The following is a 24,098-nucleotide window of genomic DNA, read 5'->3' as shown; positions in this document are numbered from 1 at the left end:
TGTGTATGCCTCGCCGAGGTGGCCCGGCGTGACCGTATCAACGGTGGTTTGTGGCCGGTTCAGTCCAGTTGGGCGCCGTCCTTGGCCGTTCTGGTTCGTCCGAGACTGATGGTGGTGTCGGGTCCGGTGGTGTCGAAGAAGTCGTGGCCTTTGTCGTCGGTGATGATGAAGGCGGGGAAGTCCTCCACCTTGATTCGCCAGACCGCTTCCATGCCGAGGTCTTCCATGTCGAGGACCTCGACTTCGGTGATGCAGTCCTGGGCCAAACGTGCCGCGGGTCCGCCGATGGAGCCTAAGTAGAAGCCACCGAATTCGGCGCAGGAGTTCTTCACCTGCGCCGAGCGGTTGCCCTTGGCGAGCATGATCATCGATCCGCCGGCTTCCTGGAATTGGTGGACATAGGTGTCCATCCGCGAGGCGGTGGTCGGGCCGAACGATCCCGAGGGCATGCCTTCCGGGTTCTTCGCCGGTCCCGCGTAGTAGATCGGATGGTCCTTGAAGTAGTCGGGGAGTTCTCCGCCGTCGCTAAGGCGCTGCCGCAGGTTCGCGTGGACGATGTCCCTGGCCACGATCATCGTGCCCGACAGTGAAAGCCGATCGCCGACGGTCAATTCGCTCAGCTTCGCCTGGAGTTCAGGCATGGGCCGGTCGAGGTCCACCTCGGTGACGTTGCCCGATTCGATCTCCTCGACGCGGCCCATCGAGGGCAGGAACCGGGCGGGATCGTGTTCGAGCTCTTCGATGAAGACGCCGTCTGAGTTGATGCGGGCGATGATCTGCCGATCGGCCGAACAGCTCACGGCGATCGCGATCGGCAGTGACCCGTTGTGGCGGGGCAGCCTCACGACGCGCACATCGTGGCAGAAGTACTTGCCACCGAACTGCGCGCCGAAGCCGAGCGTCTGGGTCAGCTTGAACACGGTGTCTTCGAAGTCCGTGTCGCGGAAGCCGTGACCCAGTGTTGCGTTACCGGTGGTGGGCAGGTCGTCGAGGTAGTGGGCGCTGGCGAGCTTCGCGGTCTTGAGCGTGAACTCCGCCGAGGGTCCGCCGATGACGACTGCGAGGTGGTAGGGCGGGCAGGCCGCGGTGCCCAGGGTGGAGATCTTCTCGGCGAGGAATTCGAGCATCGAGTCTTCGTTGAGCACGGCCTTCGTCTCTTGGTAGAGGAAGGACTTGTTCGCACTTCCCCCGCCCTTGGCCATGAACAGCAGCTCGTAGTCATCGGCTGGGCTCAACCCCACTTCGATCTGCGCGGGCAGGTTGGTGCCCGTGTTCTTCTCTTCGAAGAGGCTGACCGGGGCGAGCTGGGAGTAGCGGAGGTTGAGTTCCTCATAGGCCCGGTGGATGCCGGCCGAGAGATGTTTGGCGTCGTCACCGTCGGTGAGCACATTGGGTCCGCGTTTGGCGGAGACGATCGCGGTGCCGGTGTCCTGGCACATGGGCAGGATTTCGCCGGCGGAGACCGAGGCGTTCTGCAGCAGGTCCAGTGCGACGAAGACGTCGTTGGCGCTGGCTTCCGGATCGTCGATGATCGCGCGCAGGCTGGCCAGGTGGTCGGTGCGCAGGTAGTGGGAGACCTCTTTGAACGCGACCTCGGCGAGGTCGGTCAGCGTCGACGGTGCCACCTGCAGGAAGGACCTGGACTGGCCGGCCACATCGGCGTGGACCGTTTCGACTCCGTCGATGTCGAGGCGCCGCATGGCCGGGCCGTCACCGTGAGTGGGCAGCAGCGGAGTGTAGGCGACGGTGGAAGCTGCGGGTGCGGATTGATCGGCCATGGCGTTCAGATGGCTCCTTCACGATGGAGTTCGGCAACCTTCTCCGTGCTGATTCCGAGATCGCCGAGGATGGACTCCGTATGGTCTCCAACATCGGGAATCGGATCCATCCGAGGTTCGACCCCGGACATCTCGACCGGAGGCACGAGCATCGAAATCGGCCCGACCGGGGAGCCGACGTCCTGCCAGCGGTCACGCTCGACCAGCTGGGGGTGATCGGCGATCTCAGTCATGTCCCGCTGCCGCGAGTGTGCGACCTTGGCGGTTTCGAGGAGCTCGTCGCATTGCGCGCCGGTGAAGTCGGCGAAGACTGCTTCGATGATGGTTTGCAGCTCATCGCGGTGGGCGTAGCGGTGGGCTGCCCGATCGAAGCGTTCGTCGGTGACCATGTCGTCACGGCCCAGGACCTGGGTGGCGAAGCTCTTCCATTCGCGTTCATTCTGAATCGCGAGCATAATCTGGGTGCCGTCACCGCAGGTGAACGCACCATAGGGGGCGATGGCCGCATGGGAGGTCCCTGCCCGGGTGGGGCGGGTGCCGCTGCCGTGGGTGAAGTAGAGGGGGTAGCCCATCCATTCGACGAGGGAGTCGAAGAGGCTGATTTGGAGGGTGGCGCCTTCGCCTGTCTTCTCACGGTTGAACAGGGCGGTGAGGATGCCGGAATAGGTGTACATGCCGGCGGAGATGTCCGCCGTTGAGATCCCCGTCTTCGCGGGGTGATCCTCGGTCCCTGTCACGGAGACCAATCCTGCTTCGGCCTGCACAAGTGCATCGTATGCCTTGGCGTTCTTGTACGGCCCGTCTGGTCCGTATCCGGAGATCGAGGCGTAGATGAGTCGGTCATTGGTCCCGCGCAGGTCATCGGCGCCGAAGCCCAAGCGTTCGGCGGCTCCGGGGGCGAAGTTCTGGATGAACACGTCGGCCTCGGCGACGAGGCTCTTGAGAATCGCTTTGCCCTGCGGGTGCTTGAGGTCGAGGCTCAGGCTCTCCTTGTTGCGGTTGAGCCATACGAAGTGGCTTGCCATGCCGTTGACGGTGGTGTCGTAGCCGCGGGCGAAGTCTCCGGTTCCGGGGCGCTCGATCTTGATCACGCGCGCACCCAGATCGGCGAGCTGCCTGGAGGCGAACGGTGCCGCCACGGCCTGCTCGCAGCTGATGACGGTGATACCGGACAACGGAAGTTCGGCGTGCACGGGGCCTCCACAACGAGATTTCATAAGCTTTCCACGACAGAATACATCATTCTCTGGATCATGCATTATTCACGCTGAAACCTTGCAGCGGGATACACTTCACGAAGCGAAGGCAATTGGCGAGGCACGACGAGCGGCGACGGAAGGCTGTGGAGTGGAGCAGGAATCAGCATCGACGAAGCGGGACAAGATCGTCCTGGGCCTGCGTCGGAAGATCCTCGGCCGCGAGCTCGAACGCGGTGAACGACTGCGTCAGGACGAGGTCGCCGAATGGTTCAAGGCCTCGATCACTCCTGTCCGCGAAGCCTTGCGCATCCTCGAATCCGAAGGCCTCGTATCCTCCGAGGCCCATCGCGGCGTGCGCGTGGCCGGCGTCGACGTCGACCGCCTCAAATCTCTCTTCGTCACACGCAAACTGACCGAGACCTTCGCCATCGCCCGCGCCACGACCCGGATCTCCCGTCACGAGCTGCGCCAGGCCGAGAAGCTCCTCGAGGCACTGGACTCCGCCAGCGAAGAGGGCGATGCCATGGGCCGCAACACCCGCAACGAGGAGTTCCACTTCTTCTTCTACGATCGGTGCGGACTCCCGGCCCTGCGCGATGACATCGCCACCCGGTGGCGGGCCTTTCCCTGGGATCTCACCCTCGACAGTTCGGACCGATTCAATCAGGTCCACAGTGAGCACCAGGCCATCGTCGATGCTGTGAAACGCATCGATCCGGACGCTGCGGCGAAGCACCTCGGCGATCACATCACCAATGGATTCCTGCGCCTGGCCGAGTCCACGGCCGGTGAGCCGATCTCCGACCCCTTCGATTTCGACGCGGACTGAGCAGCCCCACTCCCCCGTTCTCTGTATCCATCGCCCTTGGATTCCCACACTCAAGAAATAATGCATTCTTTGGTAGATAATATTGGAAATCGACTGATTCTCGTCTAAGCTCAAATCGTTTGACTCCTTGTGTGACTCAGCGCACCGCCAAGGCACGTTGCCGTGCATTGTGCAGCAGACTGCGATGTCTGCACTGGTCACCTCGGAGACTGACATGACACTGGTCTCGATTACTGGAGCTGACGATGACGTCGATACGACGACCCAGGTGGAAACCGCTGGTTGCCTGCCTGTCGATCTGCCTGCTGGCCCTGAGCGGGTGCAATCCCGCGCGCAGCGGCAAGCAGGAGAAGTTCGAACTGCGCTTCGCCCATGTGACTTCGACGAGCACGCCGAAGGGACTCGCCGCTGACTTCTTCGCCAAGCAGATCGAAGAGAAGTCCGATGGCCGCATCCAGGTCGAGGTGTTCCCGAACTCGGAACTCTACGGCGACAAGGACGAGATGCAGGCGCTGCAGTCCAACGCCGTGCAGATGCTCGCCCCGGCGAGCGCGAAGTTCACGACGATCGCGCCGAGCCTGCAGGTTCTCGACTTGCCGTTCATTTTCGATCACCCGGATGAGATCCCGGAGATCGTCAGTCCCGACACCGAGATCGGCAAGGCCATCTACGCTAACCCCGACCTCGAGGCCAATGGACTGAAGGTTCTGGGCCTGTGGGATTCGGGAATGAAGCAGATCCATTCGAACAATGCGACGCTGTCCCCGGATGACATGAAGGGCAAGAAGTATCGCATCCAACCTTCGGACGTGCTGCGCACTCAGTTCGAGACCTGGGGCGGAATCCCGTCGCCCCTGGCCTTCGCGGAGGTCTACAACGGACTTCAGCAGGGACTCATCGACGGTGGTGAGAACACATACTCGAACATCGAGTCGCAGAAGATGCACACCGTCCAGAAGTACGTCACCGAACTCAATCACGGTTACATCGGCTACATCCTCACCGTGAACAAGCGCTGGTATGACGAACTGCCCGATGACCTGCAGGCCGTCGTCGACGAATCTGCCGATGAAGCCTCCGAGTTCAACCGCAAGGAAGCACAGAAGGTCAACGCGGAATCCAAGCGGCTCATCGAGGAGTCCGGGGGCACGAAGATCGTGGTGCCCACGAAGGAAGAACGTCAGTCGTTCAAGGACATGGTCGTGCCATCCGAGTACGAGAAGTACAGCGATGTCATCGGACCTGAGGTCGTCGACGAGCTCCTGCAGCGCGACAAGGAACGTGAGTGACGATGAAGACCTTCGACAAGTATCTGAGCCGGGTCGAGAACTTCCTGGCCGGCGCCAGTCTCATCGGCGCCACAGCACTCGCGGTCTTCGCAGTGCTCCTGCGCAATATCACCGGAGACGTGCTCTTCTGGTCCGAAGAGGCCATCATCTATCTCATCATCTGCTCGACCTTCTTCGGTGCGGTCGTGACCCTGCGCCACAACGAGCACGTGGCCGTGGACATCATGCCGACGCTGCTCAAGGGCAAGAAGAAGAAGTTCTTCGTCGTCCTCGGCGGCCTGATGACTCTCATCTATGCGGGCTTCATCGCCTACCTGTCCTGGGCACTGATCAGCGAACCCTTCTCGCGCACGACGATCACCCCGGCGCTCAAGCTGCCGCTGTGGGTCGTCGAACTCTCACTGGCGATCGGCATGACGCTGTTCTTCATCCGCGCCGCCGAAATGCTCATCCGTGCGGTGAAGACACCACCGGAGGCACTCGACAAGGACGTGTTCGCCGAAGAGGCCGCGGCAGTCGGCATCGACGTGAAGGATGTCGCCATCGATGACGACGACGATTCGAAGGAAGGGGATCGCTGATGCTCGAAGCAACATTCGTTCTCATTGCAGTCCTCATTCTGCTGCTCGTCACCTCGGCGCCCATTGCGGTGGCCCTGGGCCTGACCAGCCTCGTCTACTTCTACTACTTCACGCTCATCCCGATGACCCAGGTCTCGGAACGGCTCTTCAACGCGCTGAACTCGTTCCCGCTGATGGCGATCCCGTTCTTCATCCTCGCGGCCAACATCATGTCCCGCGGTGGAATCTCGCGGCGCCTGACCGACTTCGGTGCCGCGATGGTCGGGCACCTGCGCGGGGGCATGGCGATCACCACGGTGCTTGCCTGTATGTTCTTCGCAGCGGTCTCCGGTTCATCACCTGCCACGGTCGTGGCCGTCGGGGCGCTGATGATCCCGGCCATGATCAAGAACGGATACCCGAAGGAGTTCTCCACCGGACTCGTGGCCACCTCGGGGTCCTTGGGCATCCTCATTCCACCGTCGATCCCGCTCATCGTCTTCGGCATCGCCACCGAGCAGAACATCGGTGACCTGTTCCTCGCCGGCATTCTGCCGGGAATCCTCGCCGGAGTCATGCTGCTGGGCATGGCCGTGTTCGTGGCCTGGAAGAACGGTTACGGCAACGCCGGGGAATGCTTCCGGATGTCGAATGTGGACAAGCTCAAGGCATTCCGTGACGCGATCCTGGCCCTGGCGCTGCCGTTCCTGGTTCTGGGCGGAATCTACTCAGGCTGGTTCACCCCCACCGAGGCGGCGGCCGTCGCAGTCGCCTACTCCCTGGTGGTGTCCCTGGTCATCTACCGCGAGATCAAGATCTCGCAGCTGTGGGAAGTCACGCTGTCTTCGGTGAAGACCTCGGCCATGGTCATGTTCATCATCGCCAACGGCATCCTCTTCACCTTCGTCCTCGCCAGTGAGCGGATCCCAGGGTCGATCTCGGAGACGATCACAGCTTGGGACCTGCAGCCCTGGCAGTTCCTCATCCTCGTCAACATCCTGCTGCTGTTCGTGGGCTGTGTGATGGAGACGTCCTCGGCGATCCTCATCCTGGCACCGATCCTGCTGCCGATCGCCATGGAGTTGGGCATCGACCCGATCCACTTCGGCATCATCGTCGTGATGAACCTGGAGATCGGCATGATCACGCCGCCACTGGGGCTCAACCTGTTCGTCGCCTCCGGCATGTCGGGTATGAGCGTCATGCGCGTGGCCAAGGCCGCCATCCCGAGTGCGCTGGTGCTGCTGACAGCCCTGGCGCTGGTGACCTTCGTGCCGTTCTTCGCGACGGCGTTCGTGGGGTCGTAGGGCCAGCCGACGTTTAACGGACCCTAGCGCACCCGAGCCGAGGTGGGGCGGCGTATGCGAGTAATCGTATGCGCCGCCCTTCTGTTTACATACACTCTTGCCTCAGGTTGCAGACGAGAAGCCAGTTTGCAGACTGGCTACTCGTCTGCAAAGTGCGATACACGCATTTGACCGTCACTCCAACCCGCGAATTTCTTCACCCCAACCCTTGACTTAGAGTGCGCTCAAAGCCGTAGGTTTAATTCCATGGCACACCAACCAGCCAGCCCAGCGACACCAGTCACCACCCCTGCCCCGCCACTGCCGATCAGAGACCCGAGAATCCGCAGAGCACTGTCGACCGAGTACGGCAGCGAACTGTCCATCTCCGAAGTCTGCGAGCACCTCGGCATCACCGCACACACCGCCCGCTACTACGAACGCGCCGGACTCATCGAAGTGCCGCGAAGCCAGTCGGGCCACAGAACCTATGATCAGTCGACCGTTGAACGCCTCGACTTCCTTGTTCGCATGCGCACGTCCGGTATGGGCATCAGCGAACTCCGTCGCTATGTCGACCTTGTCCGTGCTGGTGAAGCGACCACCGAGCAACGACTGCAGATCATGCTCGACCAACGTGAGCGCATCGTCTCCCAGCTTCACGAACTGGAGCTGGCCCTCGTCACCACCGACTACAAAATCGTCAAATACGGCGGGGCACCCAATGACAACCGCACACCGGAAAACACCTCACCAAGCTCCCACCACACTGAAGGAGATCCATCATGACCACCACCCACCTCGGCGACCTCGCCGTCTCCCCCATCGGCTTCGGCTGCATGGCCCTGTCCCACGTCTACGGCGGCACCACCGATGACGCGGCCCGAGCCACCTTGAGCGCAGCCGTCGACGCAGGCATCACCTTCTTCGACACATCCGACGTCTACGGCAAACCCCGCGAAGGCGCCACCGGACCAGCTGGAACCAACGAGGAGATGCTCGCCCCGTTCCTCAAGGGCCGACGCGACGAGGTGCAGTTGGCCACGAAGTTCGGTATCACCGCTCCCAGGGATGGGACGGATGCCTCGGCCAAACGCACCGATGGACGCCCGGAATACGCTCGCTCAGCGTGCGATGCTTCGCTGCGCCGCCTCGGCGTGGACACGATCGACCTCTATTACCACCACCGCCCGGATCCTGATGTGCCGATCGAAGAGACCGTCGGCGCCATGTCCGAACTTGTCGAAGCCGGCAAGATCCGCCACCTCGGGCTCTCGGAGGTCACATCCGAAGAGCTGCGGCGAGCTCACGCTACCCATCCGATCGCCGCACTCCAGTCCGAGTGGAGCCTGTGGTCACGCGATGTCGAAGACCATGTGGTGCCCGCCTGCGCCGAGCTCGGGGTGGGGTTCGTGCCGTACAGTCCCCTGGGGCGCGGTTTCCTCACCGGCACCCTGACCAAGGAGCAGGTCGCCGATGACTTCCGCGGCGGCACCAAGCGCATGGGTGAGGCTTGGGACGCCAACCAGAAGATCGTCGATATCGTCGCCGAGGTGGCCCGCCGTCACGATGCCACCAACGCTCAGGTGGCGCTGGCTTGGCTCTTCCACCGTGCCGCGCAGATGGGTGTTAACGCTGTGCCGATCCCAGGATCACGCAAGCCCGAACGTGCGCTTGAGAACCTCGGGGCCGCTGACCTGCGGCTTGATGCCGACGACATGAGGGAACTCGACTCCATCCGCGCGCTGGTGGAGGGCACCCGCAATATCGTCGACAACCCGACGTGGATCAGCTCCGGTCGGGAGTAAAGTGGCGCGAAAAGGTAGCGTATGGGCGTGAGAAATAGTAGCGTGTGAAGCCGATAAAAGGTAGCGTATAGACTTGCGAAATAGTAGTGTAGGAAGCCAGATCCCCGCGAATCACTGATTCGGTATCGCGGGTAGCGGCCCAAAGGACATACTCCATGAAATACCTAACGCGCACCATTGATCTCGAGCTAGACGAGCTGCTTGACGAAACCGCGGCAATAGCGATCGACGGCCCCAAAGGCATCGGAAAGACCGATACGGCATTGCGCAGGTCGGATCAGGCCTGGTATCTGGATGACCCAGCTCAACGTGACGTCCTTCGTTCTGACTTCTCACTGAAGTCAATCCCAGAGGGCACGGTGCTCCTCGACGAGTGGCAGCAACTGCCGCAGGTCTGGGATTCAGTTCGACGAGTGGTGGACACGGGTGCGCCGTACGGACGATTTATTCTCACCGGATCCGCATCACCGGTCAATACCTCTGGAACACATAGCGGAGCGGGACGCATCTTGTCCCTCCGTATGCGTCCAATGGGTGTGCACGAACGCGGACTTGTCACGCCGACGGTCTCATTGACTCGGCTCTTGTCAGGACAGCGCTCGCCAATCGCCGGGACATCCGCGTTTCTGCTGACCGACTACGCCGGAGCCATCGCTTCCAGCGGATTCCCTGGCATCATGAATACCGCGCCCCGAGTCCAACGCCGCATGATTGATGCCTACCTTCAGAGAATCATCGACAGAGACCTGCCTGACCTAGGATTCACTGTCAGGCGTCCAGAAACACTCAGACGGTGGCTGGCCGCTTATGCCGCAGCTTCATCAACGACAACGGCATATTCGCGCCTTCTCGACACGACAACAGGTGGTGATGGAACGCAACCAGCGAAGACCACGACTATCGCCTACAGAGACCACCTCAGCCAACTGTGGCTCCTCGACCCAGTCCCAGGCTGGGTGCCGAACAATAATCCGAACCGACGCCTGCAACAGGCCCCAAAACATCATTTGGCCGATCCCGCTCTCGCCGCCAACCTTCTCAACCAGACCGCAGAATCACTATTGTCCCCCAGAGGAGCGCATCTTGCCGGACCTCTGTTCGAGTCACTTGTGACATTGGGCGTTCGTGTCATGGCTCAAGCGGCCGAAGCCTCGGTCAGCCACCTCCGGTTGCATGGGGGCGCCAGAGAAGTCGACCTCATCGTCGAAGGCGTGGACGGCGCGATCGTCGGTATCGAGGTCAAGCTGGCTGCCGATGTCTCCGATTCAGATGTGAAGCATCTGCATTGGCTCCGAGAGCAGATCCCTGATCGCGTCGCCGACTTGGTTGTTGTCACCACGGGCACAACGGCCTACCGCCGCAAAGACGGAATCGCTGTCGTGCCGCTAGCCCTGCTTGGTCCTTGAGAAAATTACCCCAGCAGCCCCATCAACGACTCCCGCACCTGCAGCACGGCAAGGAATCCGAACAGCAGGAAACACACGGTGAGCAGCACATTCGACAACCCCTTGTTCCTCAGTGCGGCTGGCACCGATGAACGGTTGAGGATGACGAGGAGCGCAAACGCGAGCACCGGCAGGATGAAGGCGCTGATTGCGGCGTAGATGAGAACCAGGGTCACCGGCTTGCCCAAGCTCATGATCACCAACGCTGCGATGCTGAGGTAGACGAGCACTCCACGGAACTCGACTGACTTCGCCGACATCTCGAACTCGGGCTTGTCCTGGTGGGGATACCGCCTGAGGACGCGGATGCAGTCGGCGGTGACATAGGCGATGCCGGAGAAACCGCCGAGCACACTGGTGTAGACGACGGCAAGGAAGCTGATGAGGAAGACGATGCGGCCAGGTTCGCCGATGCGAGAGACCAGGTTGTCGGCGATGGCGAAGAGCGAGCCGTTGTCGGCGATCGTGAAGCCCTGTCCGTAGAGGATGAAGGCGCCCACCGCGCTCATGGCCACGGCGAAGACGAAGACCAGCCCGTAGCTGATGAACAGGTCGATGCGCACGACTGGCTTCCACGCGGCATCACGCCAGGACTTCTCCCGGATCCAGAACGAATAGGCGAGGATTCCGGTGGCTCCGCCGACCCCGCCGATGAGTGACATGACGGTGATACTCGACCCGTTCGGGAAGGTCGGAGCGATGGTCTCGACGGCCACTTCCTGGGCGCCCTGCCCTTGGAGCACGGAGATCGCCAGCGCAAGGATGCCGAAGAACATGATGATCCCGAAGCCGATCATCGCCTTCTCCACCACGCTGTAGCGCCCGATGCCGACGAGGATCGCGGCGGAGAGCAGAACGACGACCGCGGTCGGCCAGAACGACAGCACGGGGAAGAGTGCCTGCAGGATGTTCGTCGTCACGGCGATGACGCCGGCGCCGAAGAAGAGGCCGACGAGGAGTTCGGCGATGAGGAACAGGGCTGGGAACAGCCGTCCACCGAAGGTCGTCAGGTGAGACAGCAGGGATCGATCCCCACTCATCTGCAGTCGCGAGACAGCCTCGGAGAGGACGAACTTCAAAATGATGCCGACGGTGAAGACCCAGACGAGCGCCAATCCGTACTCGGCACCGGAGTTCATTGTCGTGATCATGTCCGAGGCACCGACGCTGGCCAGGGCGAGGACGATGCCCGGTCCGATCAGTCGCAGCCGCCCGGTCAATGATGCGGGCGCCGAGGTGGTGGCGCCCTTCGTCTGTGTCGTCGTCTCGGAGGGCATGGGAGGGGTGTGGCTCCTTCATGGGGTTCGTCGGCGACGGCTCTGGCGGCGTCTGAATGAGCTTCATTCGCACGGATGCCGTGCACGGTGGTGTCGTTCGCTCAGATGAGTATGGACGAGACCGTCACATGTCGGGATTTAAGTCTCAGAACCCGGGAAGGAGCCCTGGCTCAAAGCCGAAGAATAGGGCTGCTGGGTTCCATTTTATCCTCCACAGCTGGGGGTCGTTTCCAGGCTCCGGGCGTATATTCGACGCCATGACTGATGCACTCGAAGAAGGTCCGTTCTTCCATGGCACCAAGGCTCAACTGGAGGTCGGTGACCTGCTGAGAGCAGGGTTCAATTCGAACTACCGGCCAGAGGTTGTCATGAACCACATCTATTTCACCGCACTCACCGATGGTGCGGGCCTCGCCGCGGAGATCACCGCGCTGGACGGGGAGCCTCATGTCTATGAGGTCGAGCCGACCGGTGACTTTGAGAATGACCCAAACGTCACCGACAAGAAGTTCCCGGGAAATCCCACCCGGTCCTATCGCAGCACCGCCCCTTTACGAGTCGTCCGTGAGGTCACCGACTTCAAACGCCTGACTCCCGAGGAGCTTCAGGACTGGCGGGACAAACTGGCGAAACTCCACGCCGACCCCACAGCGAAGATCATCAACTGAGCATTCTGACCTGCTCAGATGCCGTCGACCGCCGAGGTGGTTCTCGGCTCGGAGTGCAGTAGTCGAGCGTGGGCCCCGACGAAGTCCCTCCCGCGCCAACGCGTCCCCCGCTGTCGATTTCGCTGGCCGCGTTCGTCTCCAGCTTCGACCGTTTCGCGATCAGTCCGCTCATCGTTCTCGTGGCCCACGACCTCGGCGCAACCCTCACAGGCGTGGCGGCGACCTTCGCCCCGACACTGAGCATCCTCGTCATCACTCGCGCCCTGTCCGGTGCGTTCTACGGAGCCATCGTCCCGACCTCGATGACCTATGTCGGCGACACCGTCGACGAGGCGAATCGTCAGCCCGCACTCACCGATCTCATGGCCGCCATCGCCGTCAGAACCGCCAGTGCCACAGCACCGGCCGGCGTCCTCGCCCACTTCATCGACTGGCGAGTGGTCTTCGCCATCCCGGCCGTCCTCGCCGTCGGATGCGCCTTCGGTCTGCGCCGGCTGTCTGAACCGTCCAGGGAGCAGCCAGGCAGCGTCGTTGCCACTATCCGTGCCGCAATCACCCACCGGTGGGTGCTCATCGTCATCGGCTTGGCTTACATCGAAGGCGCCGTGGTCCTCGGGGTCCTCACCCTGCTCGCCCCGGCCCTGCAGTCCCAAGGCACTGGCGCTGCGATCGCCGGCCTGGCCACCGCCGCATACGGTGTCGGCGTCATCATCACCAGCCGCATGGTCAAGGCCCTCAGCTCTCGCCTGTCAATGCCGCGACTCATCGCAATCGGCGGCAGCGCGACGGTGCTCGCCTTCGGACTCCTCGCCGTGCACCTGTCGATCACCACGGTCATCATCGCCGCACTCCTGCTCGGCACGACTTGGTCCTTCCAACACTCCTCCCTGCAGACGTGGGGCGACCGGTGTTCTGCCGCAGGCTCGCGGAACGGTCGTCTCGTTCTTCGCCGGCACCCTCTTCGCTGGCAGCGCAGCCGGCGCCGCGCTCGGCGGTGGACTCGGCGACAAGAATCAGTGGACGCTGCTGTTCGCGATCACATGCGCCGTCGCCATCGTCGTCAGCCGCCGCATCTACGCGGGCCCGCACAAGAGCTGAGGCCTGCGAACCTACCGTCCGAAGAACTCCTTGCACGCCCGACGGACGTTCTCAATCGCCTCGTCGTCGATGTCGAGGTGCGTGACCCAGCGCTGGCCCCCGTGCCCGCCACCGGTGATGATGCCGCGCTCGGCGAGGAACGAGGTGAAGGCCTTCATATCGACGTCGTCCGGAGACAGGAAGACCATGTTCGTCCGCGCCTGGCCGGCCCCGAGCTCGGGAAACTCTCGGAAGACCTCAGACAGCCGGGTCGCCCGATCATGGTCCTCACGCAGCCGGCTCACATTGTGCTCGAGAGCGTAGATGCCTGCAGCGGCGAGCACTCCGGTCTGGCGCATTCCACCGCCGAGAGTCTTGCGGATGCGCTTGGCACGTGCGACGAGCTCCTTCGAACCGGCGAGCAGCGCGCCGACCGGAGCGCCCAGGCTCTTCGACAGGCACAGTGACACTGAGTCGAACCTGCCCGTGATCGACGACGGTTCAGCCCCGACTGCCACGGCCGCGTTCATGATCCGCGCCCCGTCGAGGTGGGTCGCCAGACCACGGCTGTGAGCCAGTTCGGTCGCATCCCGCACATAGTCCTCGGGCAGGGGACGACCGTTGTACGTGTTCTCCACCGTCAGCAGCCTGGTGATCGGGTTGTGGAAGTCATCGGGTTTGATCGCCGAGGTGATCGCCTCGAGGTCGATGATGCCATCGGGTTCGTTGGGCAATGGCTGCGGTTGGATCGATCCCAGCACCGCGGCTCCCCCGCCCTCGTCGCGGTAGGCGTGTGCGGTCTGGCCGACGATGTATTCGTCTCCGCGGCCGCAGTGGGCCATGATGCCGGCGAGGTTGGCCTGCGTGGCGGAGGGGAAGAACAGTCCCGCCTCTTGGCCGAGGAGTTCGGCGGTCATCGACTCGAGCCGGTTGGTCGTCGGGTCTTCGTCGTAGACGGCATCGCCCACCTCGGCGTCGGCCATGGCCCTGCGCATTCCCTCGCTGGGTGTGGTGACGGTGTCGGAGCGGAAATCGATTCGCGCAGTCAACAGGTGGTCCTTTCGATCAGGGTTGTGCACTCGGCCTGGCTCGGCCGCGTTCTCAGCTCTCTGCGGTCCGTGGGCGGGCGACAGGGTGGTTGCTGGCGATCGAGATGCGGTTGAACGCGTTGATCAGCGTCACGGTCCATTCGACTGCCGAGATCTGGTCGGCGCTGAGGTATTCGCCGGCTTCGGCGGCGATCGCATCCCGGTCGGCGGCCTTGTCGATGACGGTCAGCGTCTCCGCCAGCAGCAGAGCCGAACGTTCCTGATCGTCGAAGATCTCGGCCTCACGCCAGGTGGGCAGGAGGTCGAGCTTGAGTTCCTCGACCCCGGCCTTCCGCGAAGCTGCTGCGGCCTGGATCATGGGCTTGTAGACCTCGGGGTGGACCTTGTCGATGTAGGGGCGATTGACGTTGGCGCGTGACACTCTTCAGGCCTCCCGTTTGACGAGATCGATGTCGGCACCGGTGGCCTTGCGGAATCGTCCGCCTTGGGCCAGGTAGTCATCACCGGTATCGGCGAGCTTCTTCACGAACAGCGGGCACACGGGCACCACTGTCACCCCCTGCTCACGACTGCCTTCCAACGATTGAGCGATCAGCACCTTCGAGAGTCCACGACCGCCGAATGCATCATCAACCTCGGTGTGATGGAAGATCCGCGCTCCATCAGGCCCGGTGATGTAGAAGGCACGGCCGGCGTCAGTGCCTGAGGCGTCCATGATGACGTAGGCGCCGCGGGCTTCGTCGAGGTCGACGGTGACGGCCTCGCCGGTCTTGTCGGTCAGTGCTTCGCTCATTGTTGAGTCTCCTTGTTCTGCGGGCTCTCAGTCTTCGAGGTGGCCTCAGGGTCGGCGTGAACGTGGGGCGGCGGATTCCTCCGCGCTTTGATGCGGACGTCGGGCAACCTCGGCGCGGGAAGCCTGGACAGCCCGTCGGCGTTCTGCCCGGGACCGCCCTTGCCGACGTACCCGTCGACGACCCCGAAACGCTCGCCTTCTGCCTGCCATTCCTCACGGTAGGCGGCGATCTCCTCATGGGTGCGACCGATGAAGTTCCACCACATGAGGATCTCCTCGTCGAAGGGTTCGCCTCCGATGAGGACGATGCGGGCGTCGGTCTCGGCGCGGTTGGTGATGCGCATCTCGGACAGGCCCACGCCGGTGTAGCCGAGGGCATTCGCGGGCAGGGGAACGTCTTCGACGGTGATGTCGCCGGAATCGACGAGGACTCCGTGTTCGAAGCCCGCATTGACGGGCAGGTCGACGGCGGCTCCCGGACGCAGGCGCACCTCGGCGCCCATGAGCGGGGAATATGTGTTCACGGGTGAGCGCGTTCCCCACAGCTCGCCGAGGAAGACGAGCATCTCGCCACCGTCGAAGGAAGCGACCTCTGGGGCGAAGTGCTCGAAGTCTCGGGACTCTCGATGTCGCACGGAATCGGGCAGCGCCAACCACAGTTGGACTCCGTGCAGCGCCGTCGTGTCCTCCGTCGAGACCTCGGAATGGCAGATGCCGCGACCCGAGGTCATGAGGTTGACCTCCCCGGGCAGGACCAGACCGGTGTTTCCACCGGAGTCGACGTGCTCGACGGCGCCCGCGAAGAGCCAGCTGACCGTCTGCAGACCTGTGTGCGGGTGCGGGGCGACGTCCATGCCGCCCGAGGTCGAGACATCATCGGGCCCGTAGTGGTCGACGAAGCACCAGGGGCCGATGAGGGAACGCTGTCGCTGCGGCAGGGTGCGGCGCACGCTCATGGCACGCGGTCCGCCCAGGGGAACGTCGCGGGCAGTGAGGATCTCGACCGGCGCCCTGCCCTGTTGTGCGCATTCGGGTCCCGGCAGGCCTCCGGGTTTGCAGACGACCTCCGTCGGTTTCGTCTCCACATTGCTCATGTCTGCCGTCCCTTCACACTGCGACCTCAAAGCCAGTGTAGGCCGCGCTGGACGATCTCGGGGTCGCAGCCTCTCAGATCTCTCTCCACGCAAGTCTGTCCTGCCGCTTGGCCATCACCATCGTGATGGCCAAGGCAGCGACCGCCACGACGGCGCCGATGAGGTCGAAGATGTAGCTCGGGGTGACGAGGCCGATCGCGCCGATGACGAGGAGACCCCGCAGCCAGGGCGGCAGCGGAACGAAGAGCTGCCCTTCCGCAGCTACGGCGATGAGGCAGACACCGATGAGCAGGATGACCGTGGCTCGGGCCGTGTCCCACAGTGTGCCGTCGAGCATGAGCAGTTCGGGCTGATAGACAAAGACGAAGGGCACGATCAGTCCGCCGAGGGCCAGACGCATCGCCAGGAATCCTGTGCGCATCGGGCTGCCGCCGGAGAGTCCGGCCGCGGCGAAGGCCGCGAGCGCAACGGGCGGCGTGATGTTGGCGAAGAGCCCGAAGTAGAACACGAACAGGTGTGCAGCCAGGGCAGGAACCTCGAGCTGGACCAGAGCCGGAGCCGCCATCGTGGACACGATGATGTATGCGGGGATGCTCGGCAGCCCCATGCCCAGGATGATGCAGGCGACCGCCGTCATCAGCAGCGTCGGCAGCAGGAAGCCGCCGCCGATGGTCACGATCGTCCCGGCCAGTTTCACGCCGAAGCCGGTCTGGGTGGCCACACCGACGATGATGCCCACACAGGCACAGGCCACCGCCACGGAGACTGCGGTGAGCGCGCCGTCTCGCAGGGCGTGGACGATGTCCAGCATCGACATCCGGGTCGTCTTGCGCACCATCGCTGCGGCCACCGTCACGAAGATCGTGGTCACCGCGGCGAAGAGGATCGTCGTTCCGGAGAAGAAGAGCATGTAGAGCAGGAACAGCAGCGGCAGCAGCAGATGCCCGCGTGCCTTCATCACCTCCATCACCGCCGGCAGGTTCTCGCGGCTGATGCCGCTGAGGCCCTGGCTGGTCGCACGCAGGTGGACCTGGATGAGGATCGCCAAGTAGTAGAGCACGGCGGGAATGATGGCGACGAGGACGATCTGAGTGTAGGGGATGCCGAGTGTCTCGGACATGATGAAGGCCGCCGCACCCATGATCGGCGGCATGATCTGACCACCCACCGAGGCGGCCGATTCCACTGCCCCGGCGAAGTTGCGGTGATACCCCACCCGCTTCATCATCGGAATGGTGAATGCGCCGGTGGTGACGACGTTGGCGATCGCCGAACCGTTGATCGAGCCGAGGAAGCCCGATGCGAGGACCGCGACCTTCGCGGGACCTCCACGCGCCTGCCCGGCCAGGGCCATCGCGATGTCGTTGAAGAACTGGCCCATTCCCGATTTCTGCAGGATGGCACCGAACAGGATGAAGAGGAAGATGTAGGTCGAGGACACTCCGATCGCCGTTGAGAAGATTCCCTCAGTCGACTCGTACATGAACGTGACGATCTGGTCGAGGTCATAGCCGCGGTGCCGGAAGAGTCCGGGCATCGATCGCCCGTAGTAGTCGTAGACGATGAAGAGCACGGCGAGGATCGGCAGCACCGGCCCGGTGACCCGGCGTGCTGCCTCGAGCACGAGGAGCAGGCACAGCGAGGAGAACACGACATCGATGGGGTCGAAGCGTCCGCCGCTGACGGTCAGCTTCTCGAATACGACAGCGAGATAGACCACGATGGCGATCGAGCCGGCGATGAACAGCCAGTCGTACCAAGGCGGGGTTCTGCGCTTCTCGCCGAGGCGGAAGCGCTGCACAGCGAAGCAGAGCACGAGGATCGCTCCCACGTGGATGGCACGGTGGACGAGCGTCGGAGGACCTCCGAAGAGGGCGTAGTAGATCTGATAGAGCGAGAGCCCAACAGCGAAGATCGTCAGCGGCAGCGCCAGCTTCGTCGACCAGACGTCACGGGTGCGCGATTCGCGATCGTACTTCTCGACGGCGTCGGTCGATGAAGCCTGCTCCGGCGCGATGCGCGCTTCGGCCTGCACCGAGCCCTCTGTTGATATGTCCGGCGTCAGAGACGAACTCGAGGCCTCCTGGGGGCCCGCTTCGGGACGATGCTCGTTCGTCATGGTTCTTCAGTCTCCGATCACAATCATTTCGGCACGTACGTGATGGTCGATGGCCTGCGTGGGCAGCAGCAGCTCATCGTCGAGGTAGATCCGGTGGTGGACGCGGTGGGAATGGATCCAGCGAATGGCGGGGAAATGCTCATCGAGTCCGCACAGCCGGACCATGTCGCCGTCGAGCTCGGTCTCCGGCGCATTGAACGGTGTGCCGGCGCCCATGAGGGCCAGCTCGGTGCAGTCGAGGACGAGTTCGTCACCGACGACGTCGTAGAACTCCCACCACGGAGTCTTGTCCACTGAATGCATCCAGGTCATCGCGACCATGTCGTTGTCGTTGACGGGTACGGACCGAAAGACCTGATGTCCCGGCGGCTGCTCGCGAATGATCAACCGCTTCGGCGTCGGCCCGGACACGGTCGCCGAAACGACGGCGCCCATCCCCACCGCCGTCGCGAAGGTCAGAGCCGCCCTCCGTGTCAGGCTCCTGATGGGTCAGCCTTGTTCGTCGAAGTACTTCTGTGCCCCGGGAGCGAGCTCACTGACGGACACGTCCTGAGCTCCGTCGACTGTGATGTCCTTGGCCGCGTTGTGCGAGGCCTGGATCTGATCGAGATTGTCAAACAGCGTCTTGGTGATGTCGTGGACGGCGTCGTCGCTCAGCGACGGGCTCGCCACGAGCAGGTTAGGGATGGTCAGCGTATCCGCAGCCTCGTTGTCACCATAGGTTCCGGCTGGCACTTCTCCCTCGCCGAAGTACGAATGCTCCGACAGGAGCTTCTCACGTCCGTCTCCCGTGAAGGGAATGACTTTCACGTCGTCGCTGGTGGCCAGGTCGGTGACGGCCGAGTTCGGCAGTCCGCTGGTGACGAAGGCTGCTTCGAGCTGGCCGTTGCGCATCTGGTCGATGGCTTCGCTGTAGGGCAGGTAGTCGGCATTGAAGTCCTCGTAGCTGAGCCCGTAGGCGTCAACGACCGTGCGCGCGTTGAGTTCGACGCCGGAGTTCTGATCGCCGACGGAGACCGCTTTGCCCTTGAGATCGTCAATGGTCTCGATGCCCGACCCCTCGATGGTCACGAGCTGCACGTACTGGTTGTAGAGGTTGGCGACGACCGGCAGGGAGTCGATCTTCTTGCCTTCGAAGGCGCCTTCGCCCGCCAACGCCTGGTCCACGGCATCTCCCTGGGTGAAGGCCAGTTCCGCCCCGCCGTCCTGGATCAGGGTGAGGTTCTCGACCGAGGCACCGGTCGACTGGACGGAGGTGTCGGCACCGAGCTCGTCGGCCAGAATCTCGGACATGGTGGCTCCGACCTGGTAATACACGCCGGAAGATCCACCCGTTGCAACTGTGATGAAGTCAGCGCTCGCTTCGCCTTCCTCACCGCCACCGCCTCCTCCTCCACCGCATCCGGTGGCCATGAGAGCCACGGCGGCAAGGCCCGCCGCTGACGTGAAGATCTTTGAACGGCGAAGAGGGCGCTTCATGGTGTTCTCCTTCGAAACCTGAGTGCAATATGACAGTTGCTTGAGAGAAAGCTACTTTCCGTACACTAGACGATAAACACCATCGTCGCCATCACTGCATCAGGCGACAAGACCGAATGTGATCATTCCGTTTCCTGTCACTGGATCTGCACCTTTGCCGATCAGCTGAGTTCCTCTGTTGCCAGGGCCGCCAGCAGCGTCAACGATGTGTCAGATGTTCTGCTTCACGAACTCGACGTCAGCCTCGGTGGCCCAGCGGTACCGGCCTCCGATGGCGAGGAAGTCGTTGCCATGCTCTTTCAGCCGCTCGGCGAACAGCGGACAGACCGGCACCACCGTGACCATTGTGTCGCTGCTGGTTTTGAGCGCGTGGGAGACGAGGATCTTCGCCAGGCCGCGTCCCGAGAATTCCTCGCCGACTTCCGTGTGATACATGATCCGCTCGGAGCCCGCCCCGGATTCGGCACCCGACCCGGGACCGGCGAGGTAGTGGGCCCGCCCGGCCACCTCTCCTGAGTCGACTCTGACTACGAACGCCGAGTTCTGCTCATCGTGTTCCACGCTCACCCTGGCACCGGTGGAATCCTGCACTGTTTCAGACATGTTCCAGCCTCCTCGAACGGCATCACTTCCATTGTGCACGTCTGGAGGCGGTCTGCACATCCCCTGGTGTTCGACCATCGACCGGAATCCGCTTCCGCCACGGCCACCAGACGCTGCGGCCGATGTCGTGGACGAGTGCCGGGACGACGAGTGAGCGCACCAGGATGGCGTCGAGGAGGACGCCGAAGGTGACGATGAAGGCCAGCTGGAACAGGAACATGACCGGAATGACGGCAAGTGCGGCGAAGGTCGTCGCAAGCACGATCCCCGCCGAGGTGATGACCCCGCCCGTGGCCACCAGCCCTTCCAGCACGCCCTTGCGGGTGCCGAGGCGCAAGGATTCCTCCCGCACACGCGACATGAGGAAGATGTTGTAGTCGATGCCCAGCGCGACGAGGAACACGAACGCGTACAGCGGCACCGAAGGATCGGCTCCGGAGAATCCGATGAGGTGGTTGAACACCAGCGCGGAGACACCGAGTGCAGTGCCGAAGGACAGCACCGTCAGCGCCACGAGCAGCAGCGGTGCGACGAGCGAGCGCAGCAGCAGGATGAGCACGATAGTGATGACGACGAGGATGAGCGGGATCGCCAATGCTCGATCCGCCTCGGCGGTGGTGTTCGTATCGAGGTCGACCGCGGTCTCCCCGCCGACGAGGGCCTGGGAGTCGACCTCGTGGACGGCGTCGCGGATGGAGGTGACCGTGTCCTCGGCGGCCAGGGAATCGGCAGCGTCGGACAGTGTTGCCTCGAGCAGCACCTGACCATCGATCTCGGTGGGCTCCAGCGATGCCGTCGACTGCGAGTCGGGTCCGCCCTGGCCCTGCGGCGCTTGGCCCTGCGGCGCTTGGAGCGCTCCGTCATCGTCGAGGGCAACAGTTCCGCTCGGGGAGTCGTTGGCGACGACCGACATCGATTCGACTCCGCCGAGGTCGCCGAGGGCTTGCGCTGTCGCCTTGAGCTGGTCCTTGTCCACGACGATCTGGGTGGGCGAACCTGATCCGCCGGGGAAATGCTCGGTCAGGACGTCCTGGCCATCGCGGGCCTCGGACTCGCCGAGGACGAAATCGCTCTGTGCGACTCCGGAGGCCTTGAACTGGGGGAATGCGATCAGGGGCAGGGCGAGGAGGACGACGAGACCGATCCAGATGACGCGCGGCCGCCGAGCGACCACCTCGGCGATGCGGCCCCACAGCCCCTTCTTCGGCGCTGGCGACCCGCTTGTGCGCACCTGCGGGCGGAAGGGCCAGAACACGGCGCGGCCGATGATCATCAGGGCGGCGGGCAGGAAGGTCAGGGCCGCGAGCATGGCCATGACGATGCCGATCGCTGCGACCGGGCCGAGCGCTCGAGTCGAGGCGAGGTCGGTCAGAAGCAGAACGAGGAGGCTGGCGATGACGGTGCCACCCGAAGCCGCGATCGGCTCGAGGACTCCCTTGACGGCTGCCAACCCGGCTCTGACTCGGTCGCGTTCCCTCAGGAGGGCGTCGCGGAAGCGGGCGACGACCAGGAGGGAGTAGTCCGTGGTCGCGCCCACGACGAGGATGAAGAGGATGCCTTGGACCTGGCCGTTGATGAGGAGGACGCCAGCATCGGCGAGGTGCCAGACGATGAAGATCGAGGCCGACAGCGCCGCCACCGAGGTGAAGAGGACGATGACGGGAAGCAGCGGCGAGCGGTAGACGATGATGAGGATGACGAAGACGGCAATGAGGGCCACGAGCAGGAGGATGCCGTCGATGCCCGCGAACGCCGAGGTCAGATCCGCGGAGAATCCGCCGGGGCCGGTGACATACACGTCCGCCGAGGTGGGCATGGAGTTGCCATCGCCGGTGGCGGTCGCGTTGTCGGCGGTCGCAGTCGGGAACTCCCCAGCGATGATGGAGCGAATCTGCTCCACATCATCGGCGGTGGTGTCGGTGGAGACCGGGAGGATGAGCTCGAGGGCATCGCCGTCCTCGGAAGGAATGACAGGCGACGCGTCGGCGGCGAGCAGTCCCTCGTCGTCGAGCGTGTTGGCCAGGTCCTTGAGGTCGTTCGTGCTCTCCTCGCTCACCCCGTCCTTGTCTTCGAGTACGACAATGGCGGGAACATAGTCGAGGTCGCTGAACTGGTCGATGAGCTCCTGGGCCTTGGTGGACTCGGCCGATTCGGGCAGGAATGTCGACCTGTCGTTCGTTGACACTTCGGAGATCTTGCCGAAGTAGGGGCCACCGACCCCGGCGATGCCCACCCACGCGACGAGAAGCACTGCAAAGAGTGCGATGAGGGAGCGGCGGGCGGGGATGGGCTTGCGCGACTTCGGAGACTCAGGGGATTCATCGAGGCCTGAAGAATCGAGCTTGGTCGGCTCCGGAGGGGTGCTGGTGAGCAGGTGGCGGGGCATGTTCTCAGACTACGCGGTCGGCATCGGAAAATTCTTCCGCACCTCTCCCCGCTAGTAGTGAACCATTGGTACAGTACCAGTATGGACACAACAGCACAGGCAGCGCAGACAGCCAATGCCCGTTCCCTCCTCTTCCCCTATGCCCTGACGCTCATCGGCGCCATGCTCATCATCCAGTTCGTCATCGCACTGACCGGCGGTGAAGTGACGATCCTCGCTGGAATCCTCACCGCGATCGTCGCCATCGGAATCGCGGCATGGGTCGTGATCAACCGTCGGAGACTGCTGCATGTGCGTTTCGGCCTCGTCATCGCCCATGTCATCGCCTATGTCGCGGTGACGACATCGTTCAATCTCCACGCCGTCATTCGTGCGATGATCGCCGGCGGAGACGCCGAGGTTCAGTCCGTGGCGCACACTCTCCTGGGCTCGTCGTGGTTCGGAGCAACCTTGGTGATGAGCGCATTCTGGGGCCTCGGACTGCTCATTCATCTCCTCGGCTCGGTGCTCGGACGCGGCTGGGAGGACTAAGGTGGCCCAGCATCCTCGGGAAGACAGTGGTCGTCTCGATGAGAACGACGAGTGGCTGACGCACAAGGTCGACGCCTGGGTCGAGACCTACAAGAAGTCCATGCTCACGCCGGTCACGCTGACCATCGTCGCCGAGCATCAGCCGATCGGGGTCGCCGCCGTTGCCGAGAAGGTCACCGCCACCACAGGCTGGCACGTGACCGAGCGCGGCCTGTATCGCACGCTCAAACGCCTGCAGGACTCCGGACTCCTGGCCAGCACCGATACCAGCGCCCCGAGGACAGGAGCGAAACGGAAGGACCTTTCGCTCACGCCGCTCGGGACTCGGTATCTTGCTGGGATCGCGGACAACATCGTTGACTTGCCGCGGAGTGCTCCCGACGGGGGTGCCAACTAGCCCTTCAAACGCCGCCTCCCCCGTAGTCGGAGAAGTCGACGCGGTCCGTGATTTCCATGGTGTCGACGTCGATCGCAGCGGCATCGACCGCGGTTGGGAAGCTGCGCTGGATCTCTTGGACCGCCCACGCCGAGTCGTCATCGGCCGGTGGCAGGATCTCGACGAGTCCGGTGTTGACGTTGACGTCCTGGGCCACACCCAGCATCCCAATCGCGGCCCATACCCTGCGGATCCGGAGTGGTGCATCGCGTGCCGCTCAACCGCGTTGGACGGGCCTTGGGTCCCCGCCATCGGGGTGAAGACGGAGAAGAGGAGATGGGACAGTGACTGGCTGGCCAGCACCGACAAGGTCAGCCGCGACAAAGACAGCCCGCGGCCGCAGCCCCGCGCAGGGCACGCCGATCACGCGGTGCACGCTGGTCCCGTGCGGC

Annotated in this window: 23 protein-coding genes and 1 pseudogene; 11 read left to right on the top strand and 13 right to left on the bottom strand. The window is 63.3% G+C overall.

The window, feature by feature from the left end; translation table 11 throughout:
- Window positions 1-59: 59 nt before the first annotated feature.
- Together BANT918_RS04130 and BANT918_RS04125 are read right to left on the bottom strand one after the other, a co-directional pair.
- Window positions 60-1,778 carry a FumA C-terminus/TtdB family hydratase beta subunit gene (locus BANT918_RS04130; RefSeq protein ID WP_101619064.1) on the bottom strand — a complete coding sequence of 573 codons (1,719 nt, stop codon included), beginning with the start codon at window positions 1,776-1,778 and terminating at the stop codon, window positions 60-62.
- A gap of 5 nt (window positions 1,779-1,783) precedes the next feature.
- Window positions 1,784-2,971, bottom strand: coding sequence for a CaiB/BaiF CoA transferase family protein (locus tag BANT918_RS04125; protein ID WP_208618005.1), 1,188 nt, complete (start codon window positions 2,969-2,971; stop codon window positions 1,784-1,786).
- A gap of 154 nt (window positions 2,972-3,125) precedes the next feature.
- On the opposite strand from BANT918_RS04125, the gene BANT918_RS17160 reads away from it, so the two are divergent.
- The 7 genes from BANT918_RS17160 to BANT918_RS04090 all read left to right on the top strand — a co-directional run bounded on the left by BANT918_RS17160 (window position 3,126) and on the right by BANT918_RS04090 (window position 10,155).
- Entirely contained in the window at window positions 3,126-3,806 is a 681-nt protein-coding gene (locus BANT918_RS17160; protein ID WP_167389373.1) for a GntR family transcriptional regulator, read from the top strand.
- A 245-nt stretch (window positions 3,807-4,051) separates the two neighbouring features.
- The gene (locus BANT918_RS04115; RefSeq protein ID WP_096160024.1) at window positions 4,052-5,095 is read left to right on the top strand and encodes a TRAP transporter substrate-binding protein; all 1,044 of its coding nucleotides are present in this window, start codon (window positions 4,052-4,054) and stop codon (window positions 5,093-5,095) included.
- 2 nt (window positions 5,096-5,097) lie between these two features.
- Complete coding sequence (locus tag BANT918_RS04110) at window positions 5,098-5,676, top strand: TRAP transporter small permease (protein WP_096160025.1); 579 nt, start codon at window positions 5,098-5,100, stop codon at window positions 5,674-5,676.
- The gene (locus BANT918_RS04105) at window positions 5,676-6,962 is read left to right on the top strand and encodes a TRAP transporter large permease (protein WP_101619062.1); all 1,287 of its coding nucleotides are present in this window, start codon (window positions 5,676-5,678) and stop codon (window positions 6,960-6,962) included. The genes BANT918_RS04110 and BANT918_RS04105 overlap by 1 nt, the downstream gene beginning before the upstream one ends.
- Window positions 6,963-7,208: 246 nt before the next feature.
- A complete protein-coding gene (locus BANT918_RS04100; RefSeq protein WP_101619061.1) occupies window positions 7,209-7,730 on the top strand; it encodes a MerR family transcriptional regulator in 522 nt (173 codons plus the stop codon).
- Complete coding sequence (locus BANT918_RS04095; protein WP_101619060.1) at window positions 7,727-8,749, top strand: aldo/keto reductase; 1,023 nt, start codon at window positions 7,727-7,729, stop codon at window positions 8,747-8,749. The genes BANT918_RS04100 and BANT918_RS04095 overlap by 4 nt, the downstream gene beginning before the upstream one ends.
- 155 nt (window positions 8,750-8,904) lie before the next feature.
- Window positions 8,905-10,155 (top strand): ATP-binding protein, encoded by a 1,251-nt coding sequence (locus BANT918_RS04090; protein ID WP_101619059.1) that lies wholly within the window; start codon window positions 8,905-8,907, stop codon window positions 10,153-10,155.
- 5 nt (window positions 10,156-10,160) lie between these two features.
- On the opposite strand, the gene BANT918_RS04085 is transcribed toward BANT918_RS04090, so the two are convergent.
- On the bottom strand, window positions 10,161-11,471 hold the full coding sequence (locus tag BANT918_RS04085; RefSeq protein ID WP_101619058.1) for an Nramp family divalent metal transporter: 1,311 nt from the start codon (window positions 11,469-11,471) through the stop codon (window positions 10,161-10,163).
- Window positions 11,472-11,728: 257 nt separating this feature from the next.
- On the opposite strand from BANT918_RS04085, the gene arr reads away from it, so the two are divergent.
- Window positions 11,729-12,139: an NAD(+)--rifampin ADP-ribosyltransferase gene (gene arr, locus BANT918_RS04080; RefSeq protein WP_101619057.1), complete on the top strand. Its 411-nt coding sequence runs from the start codon at window positions 11,729-11,731 to the stop codon at window positions 12,137-12,139.
- A gap of 68 nt (window positions 12,140-12,207) precedes the next feature.
- Window positions 12,208-12,987 (top strand): annotated as a pseudogene (locus tag BANT918_RS17660) (MFS transporter); the annotation flags it as partial.
- Window positions 12,988-13,248: 261 nt separating this feature from the next.
- Here BANT918_RS17660 and ltaE read toward each other — a convergent pair.
- The 9 genes from ltaE to BANT918_RS04030 form a co-directional block, all read right to left on the bottom strand.
- Entirely contained in the window at window positions 13,249-14,265 is a 1,017-nt protein-coding gene (gene ltaE / locus BANT918_RS04070) for a low-specificity L-threonine aldolase (protein ID WP_101619056.1), read from the bottom strand.
- Between the two features lie 52 nt (window positions 14,266-14,317).
- Entirely contained in the window at window positions 14,318-14,686 is a 369-nt protein-coding gene (locus BANT918_RS04065) for a carboxymuconolactone decarboxylase family protein (RefSeq protein ID WP_101619055.1), read from the bottom strand.
- Window positions 14,687-14,689: 3 nt separating this feature from the next.
- Window positions 14,690-15,058 (bottom strand): GNAT family N-acetyltransferase, encoded by a 369-nt coding sequence (locus BANT918_RS04060; RefSeq protein WP_101619054.1) that lies wholly within the window; start codon window positions 15,056-15,058, stop codon window positions 14,690-14,692.
- The gene (locus BANT918_RS04055) at window positions 15,055-16,152 is read right to left on the bottom strand and encodes a pirin family protein (protein WP_101619053.1); all 1,098 of its coding nucleotides are present in this window, start codon (window positions 16,150-16,152) and stop codon (window positions 15,055-15,057) included. The genes BANT918_RS04060 and BANT918_RS04055 overlap by 4 nt, the downstream gene beginning before the upstream one ends.
- A gap of 73 nt (window positions 16,153-16,225) precedes the next feature.
- Window positions 16,226-18,271, bottom strand: a complete 2,046-nt coding sequence (locus BANT918_RS04050; protein WP_101619052.1) for a TRAP transporter permease — start codon at window positions 18,269-18,271, stop codon at window positions 16,226-16,228.
- 6 nt (window positions 18,272-18,277) lie between these two features.
- Entirely contained in the window at window positions 18,278-18,706 is a 429-nt protein-coding gene (locus BANT918_RS04045) for a DUF1850 domain-containing protein (RefSeq protein WP_101619051.1), read from the bottom strand.
- A 54-nt stretch (window positions 18,707-18,760) separates the two neighbouring features.
- The gene (locus tag BANT918_RS04040) at window positions 18,761-19,750 is read right to left on the bottom strand and encodes a TAXI family TRAP transporter solute-binding subunit (protein WP_101619050.1); all 990 of its coding nucleotides are present in this window, start codon (window positions 19,748-19,750) and stop codon (window positions 18,761-18,763) included.
- A gap of 210 nt (window positions 19,751-19,960) precedes the next feature.
- On the bottom strand, window positions 19,961-20,353 hold the full coding sequence (locus BANT918_RS04035; RefSeq protein WP_101619049.1) for a GNAT family N-acetyltransferase: 393 nt from the start codon (window positions 20,351-20,353) through the stop codon (window positions 19,961-19,963).
- A 22-nt stretch (window positions 20,354-20,375) separates the two neighbouring features.
- Entirely contained in the window at window positions 20,376-22,739 is a 2,364-nt protein-coding gene (locus BANT918_RS04030) for an MMPL family transporter (RefSeq protein ID WP_101619048.1), read from the bottom strand.
- An 81-nt stretch (window positions 22,740-22,820) separates the two neighbouring features.
- On the opposite strand from BANT918_RS04030, the gene BANT918_RS04025 reads away from it, so the two are divergent.
- Entirely contained in the window at window positions 22,821-23,270 is a 450-nt protein-coding gene (locus BANT918_RS04025) for a hypothetical protein (RefSeq protein WP_101619047.1), read from the top strand.
- A gap of 1 nt (window position 23,271) precedes the next feature.
- Window positions 23,272-23,667, top strand: coding sequence for a helix-turn-helix transcriptional regulator (locus BANT918_RS04020; RefSeq protein ID WP_233430342.1), 396 nt, complete (start codon window positions 23,272-23,274; stop codon window positions 23,665-23,667).
- Between the two features lie 4 nt (window positions 23,668-23,671).
- Here BANT918_RS04020 and BANT918_RS04015 read toward each other — a convergent pair whose 3' ends face one another.
- The gene (locus BANT918_RS04015) at window positions 23,672-23,863 is read right to left on the bottom strand and encodes a hypothetical protein (RefSeq protein WP_208618003.1); all 192 of its coding nucleotides are present in this window, start codon (window positions 23,861-23,863) and stop codon (window positions 23,672-23,674) included.
- Window positions 23,864-24,098 lie beyond the last annotated feature (235 nt).

Source organism: Brevibacterium antiquum CNRZ 918 (assembly GCF_900169145.1).
In the GTDB taxonomy this organism is placed as follows: Bacteria; Actinomycetota; Actinomycetes; order Actinomycetales; family Brevibacteriaceae; genus Brevibacterium; species Brevibacterium koreense.
Note: the sequence above shows the minus strand (reverse complement) of the source record. Positions and strands in the feature narration are given on the sequence as shown.

Excerpts from the sequence above, each read along its gene's own strand:
- BANT918_RS04130 (WP_101619064.1), bottom strand. The coding sequence starts at position 1,778 with ATGGCCGATCAATCCGCACCCGCAGCTTCCACCGTCGCCTACACTCCG.
- BANT918_RS04115 (WP_096160024.1), top strand. The coding sequence starts at position 4,052 with ATGACGTCGATACGACGACCCAGGTGGAAACCGCTGGTTGCCTGCCTG.
- BANT918_RS04110 (WP_096160025.1), top strand. The coding sequence starts at position 5,098 with ATGAAGACCTTCGACAAGTATCTGAGCCGGGTCGAGAACTTCCTGGCC.
- BANT918_RS04105 (WP_101619062.1), top strand. The coding sequence starts at position 5,676 with ATGCTCGAAGCAACATTCGTTCTCATTGCAGTCCTCATTCTGCTGCTC.
- BANT918_RS04100 (WP_101619061.1), top strand. The coding sequence starts at position 7,209 with ATGGCACACCAACCAGCCAGCCCAGCGACACCAGTCACCACCCCTGCC.
- BANT918_RS04095 (WP_101619060.1), top strand. The coding sequence starts at position 7,727 with ATGACCACCACCCACCTCGGCGACCTCGCCGTCTCCCCCATCGGCTTC.
- BANT918_RS04090 (WP_101619059.1), top strand. The coding sequence starts at position 8,905 with ATGAAATACCTAACGCGCACCATTGATCTCGAGCTAGACGAGCTGCTT.
- BANT918_RS04085 (WP_101619058.1), bottom strand. The coding sequence starts at position 11,471 with ATGCCCTCCGAGACGACGACACAGACGAAGGGCGCCACCACCTCGGCG.
- arr (WP_101619057.1), top strand. The coding sequence starts at position 11,729 with ATGACTGATGCACTCGAAGAAGGTCCGTTCTTCCATGGCACCAAGGCT.
- BANT918_RS04060 (WP_101619054.1), bottom strand. The coding sequence starts at position 15,058 with ATGAGCGAAGCACTGACCGACAAGACCGGCGAGGCCGTCACCGTCGAC.
- BANT918_RS04055 (WP_101619053.1), bottom strand. The coding sequence starts at position 16,152 with ATGAGCAATGTGGAGACGAAACCGACGGAGGTCGTCTGCAAACCCGGA.
- BANT918_RS04050 (WP_101619052.1), bottom strand. The coding sequence starts at position 18,271 with ATGACGAACGAGCATCGTCCCGAAGCGGGCCCCCAGGAGGCCTCGAGT.
- BANT918_RS04045 (WP_101619051.1), bottom strand. The coding sequence starts at position 18,706 with ATGGGCGCCGTCGTTTCGGCGACCGTGTCCGGGCCGACGCCGAAGCGG.
- BANT918_RS04040 (WP_101619050.1), bottom strand. The coding sequence starts at position 19,750 with ATGAAGCGCCCTCTTCGCCGTTCAAAGATCTTCACGTCAGCGGCGGGC.
- BANT918_RS04035 (WP_101619049.1), bottom strand. The coding sequence starts at position 20,353 with ATGTCTGAAACAGTGCAGGATTCCACCGGTGCCAGGGTGAGCGTGGAA.
- BANT918_RS04030 (WP_101619048.1), bottom strand. The coding sequence starts at position 22,739 with ATGCCCCGCCACCTGCTCACCAGCACCCCTCCGGAGCCGACCAAGCTC.
- BANT918_RS04025 (WP_101619047.1), top strand. The coding sequence starts at position 22,821 with ATGGACACAACAGCACAGGCAGCGCAGACAGCCAATGCCCGTTCCCTC.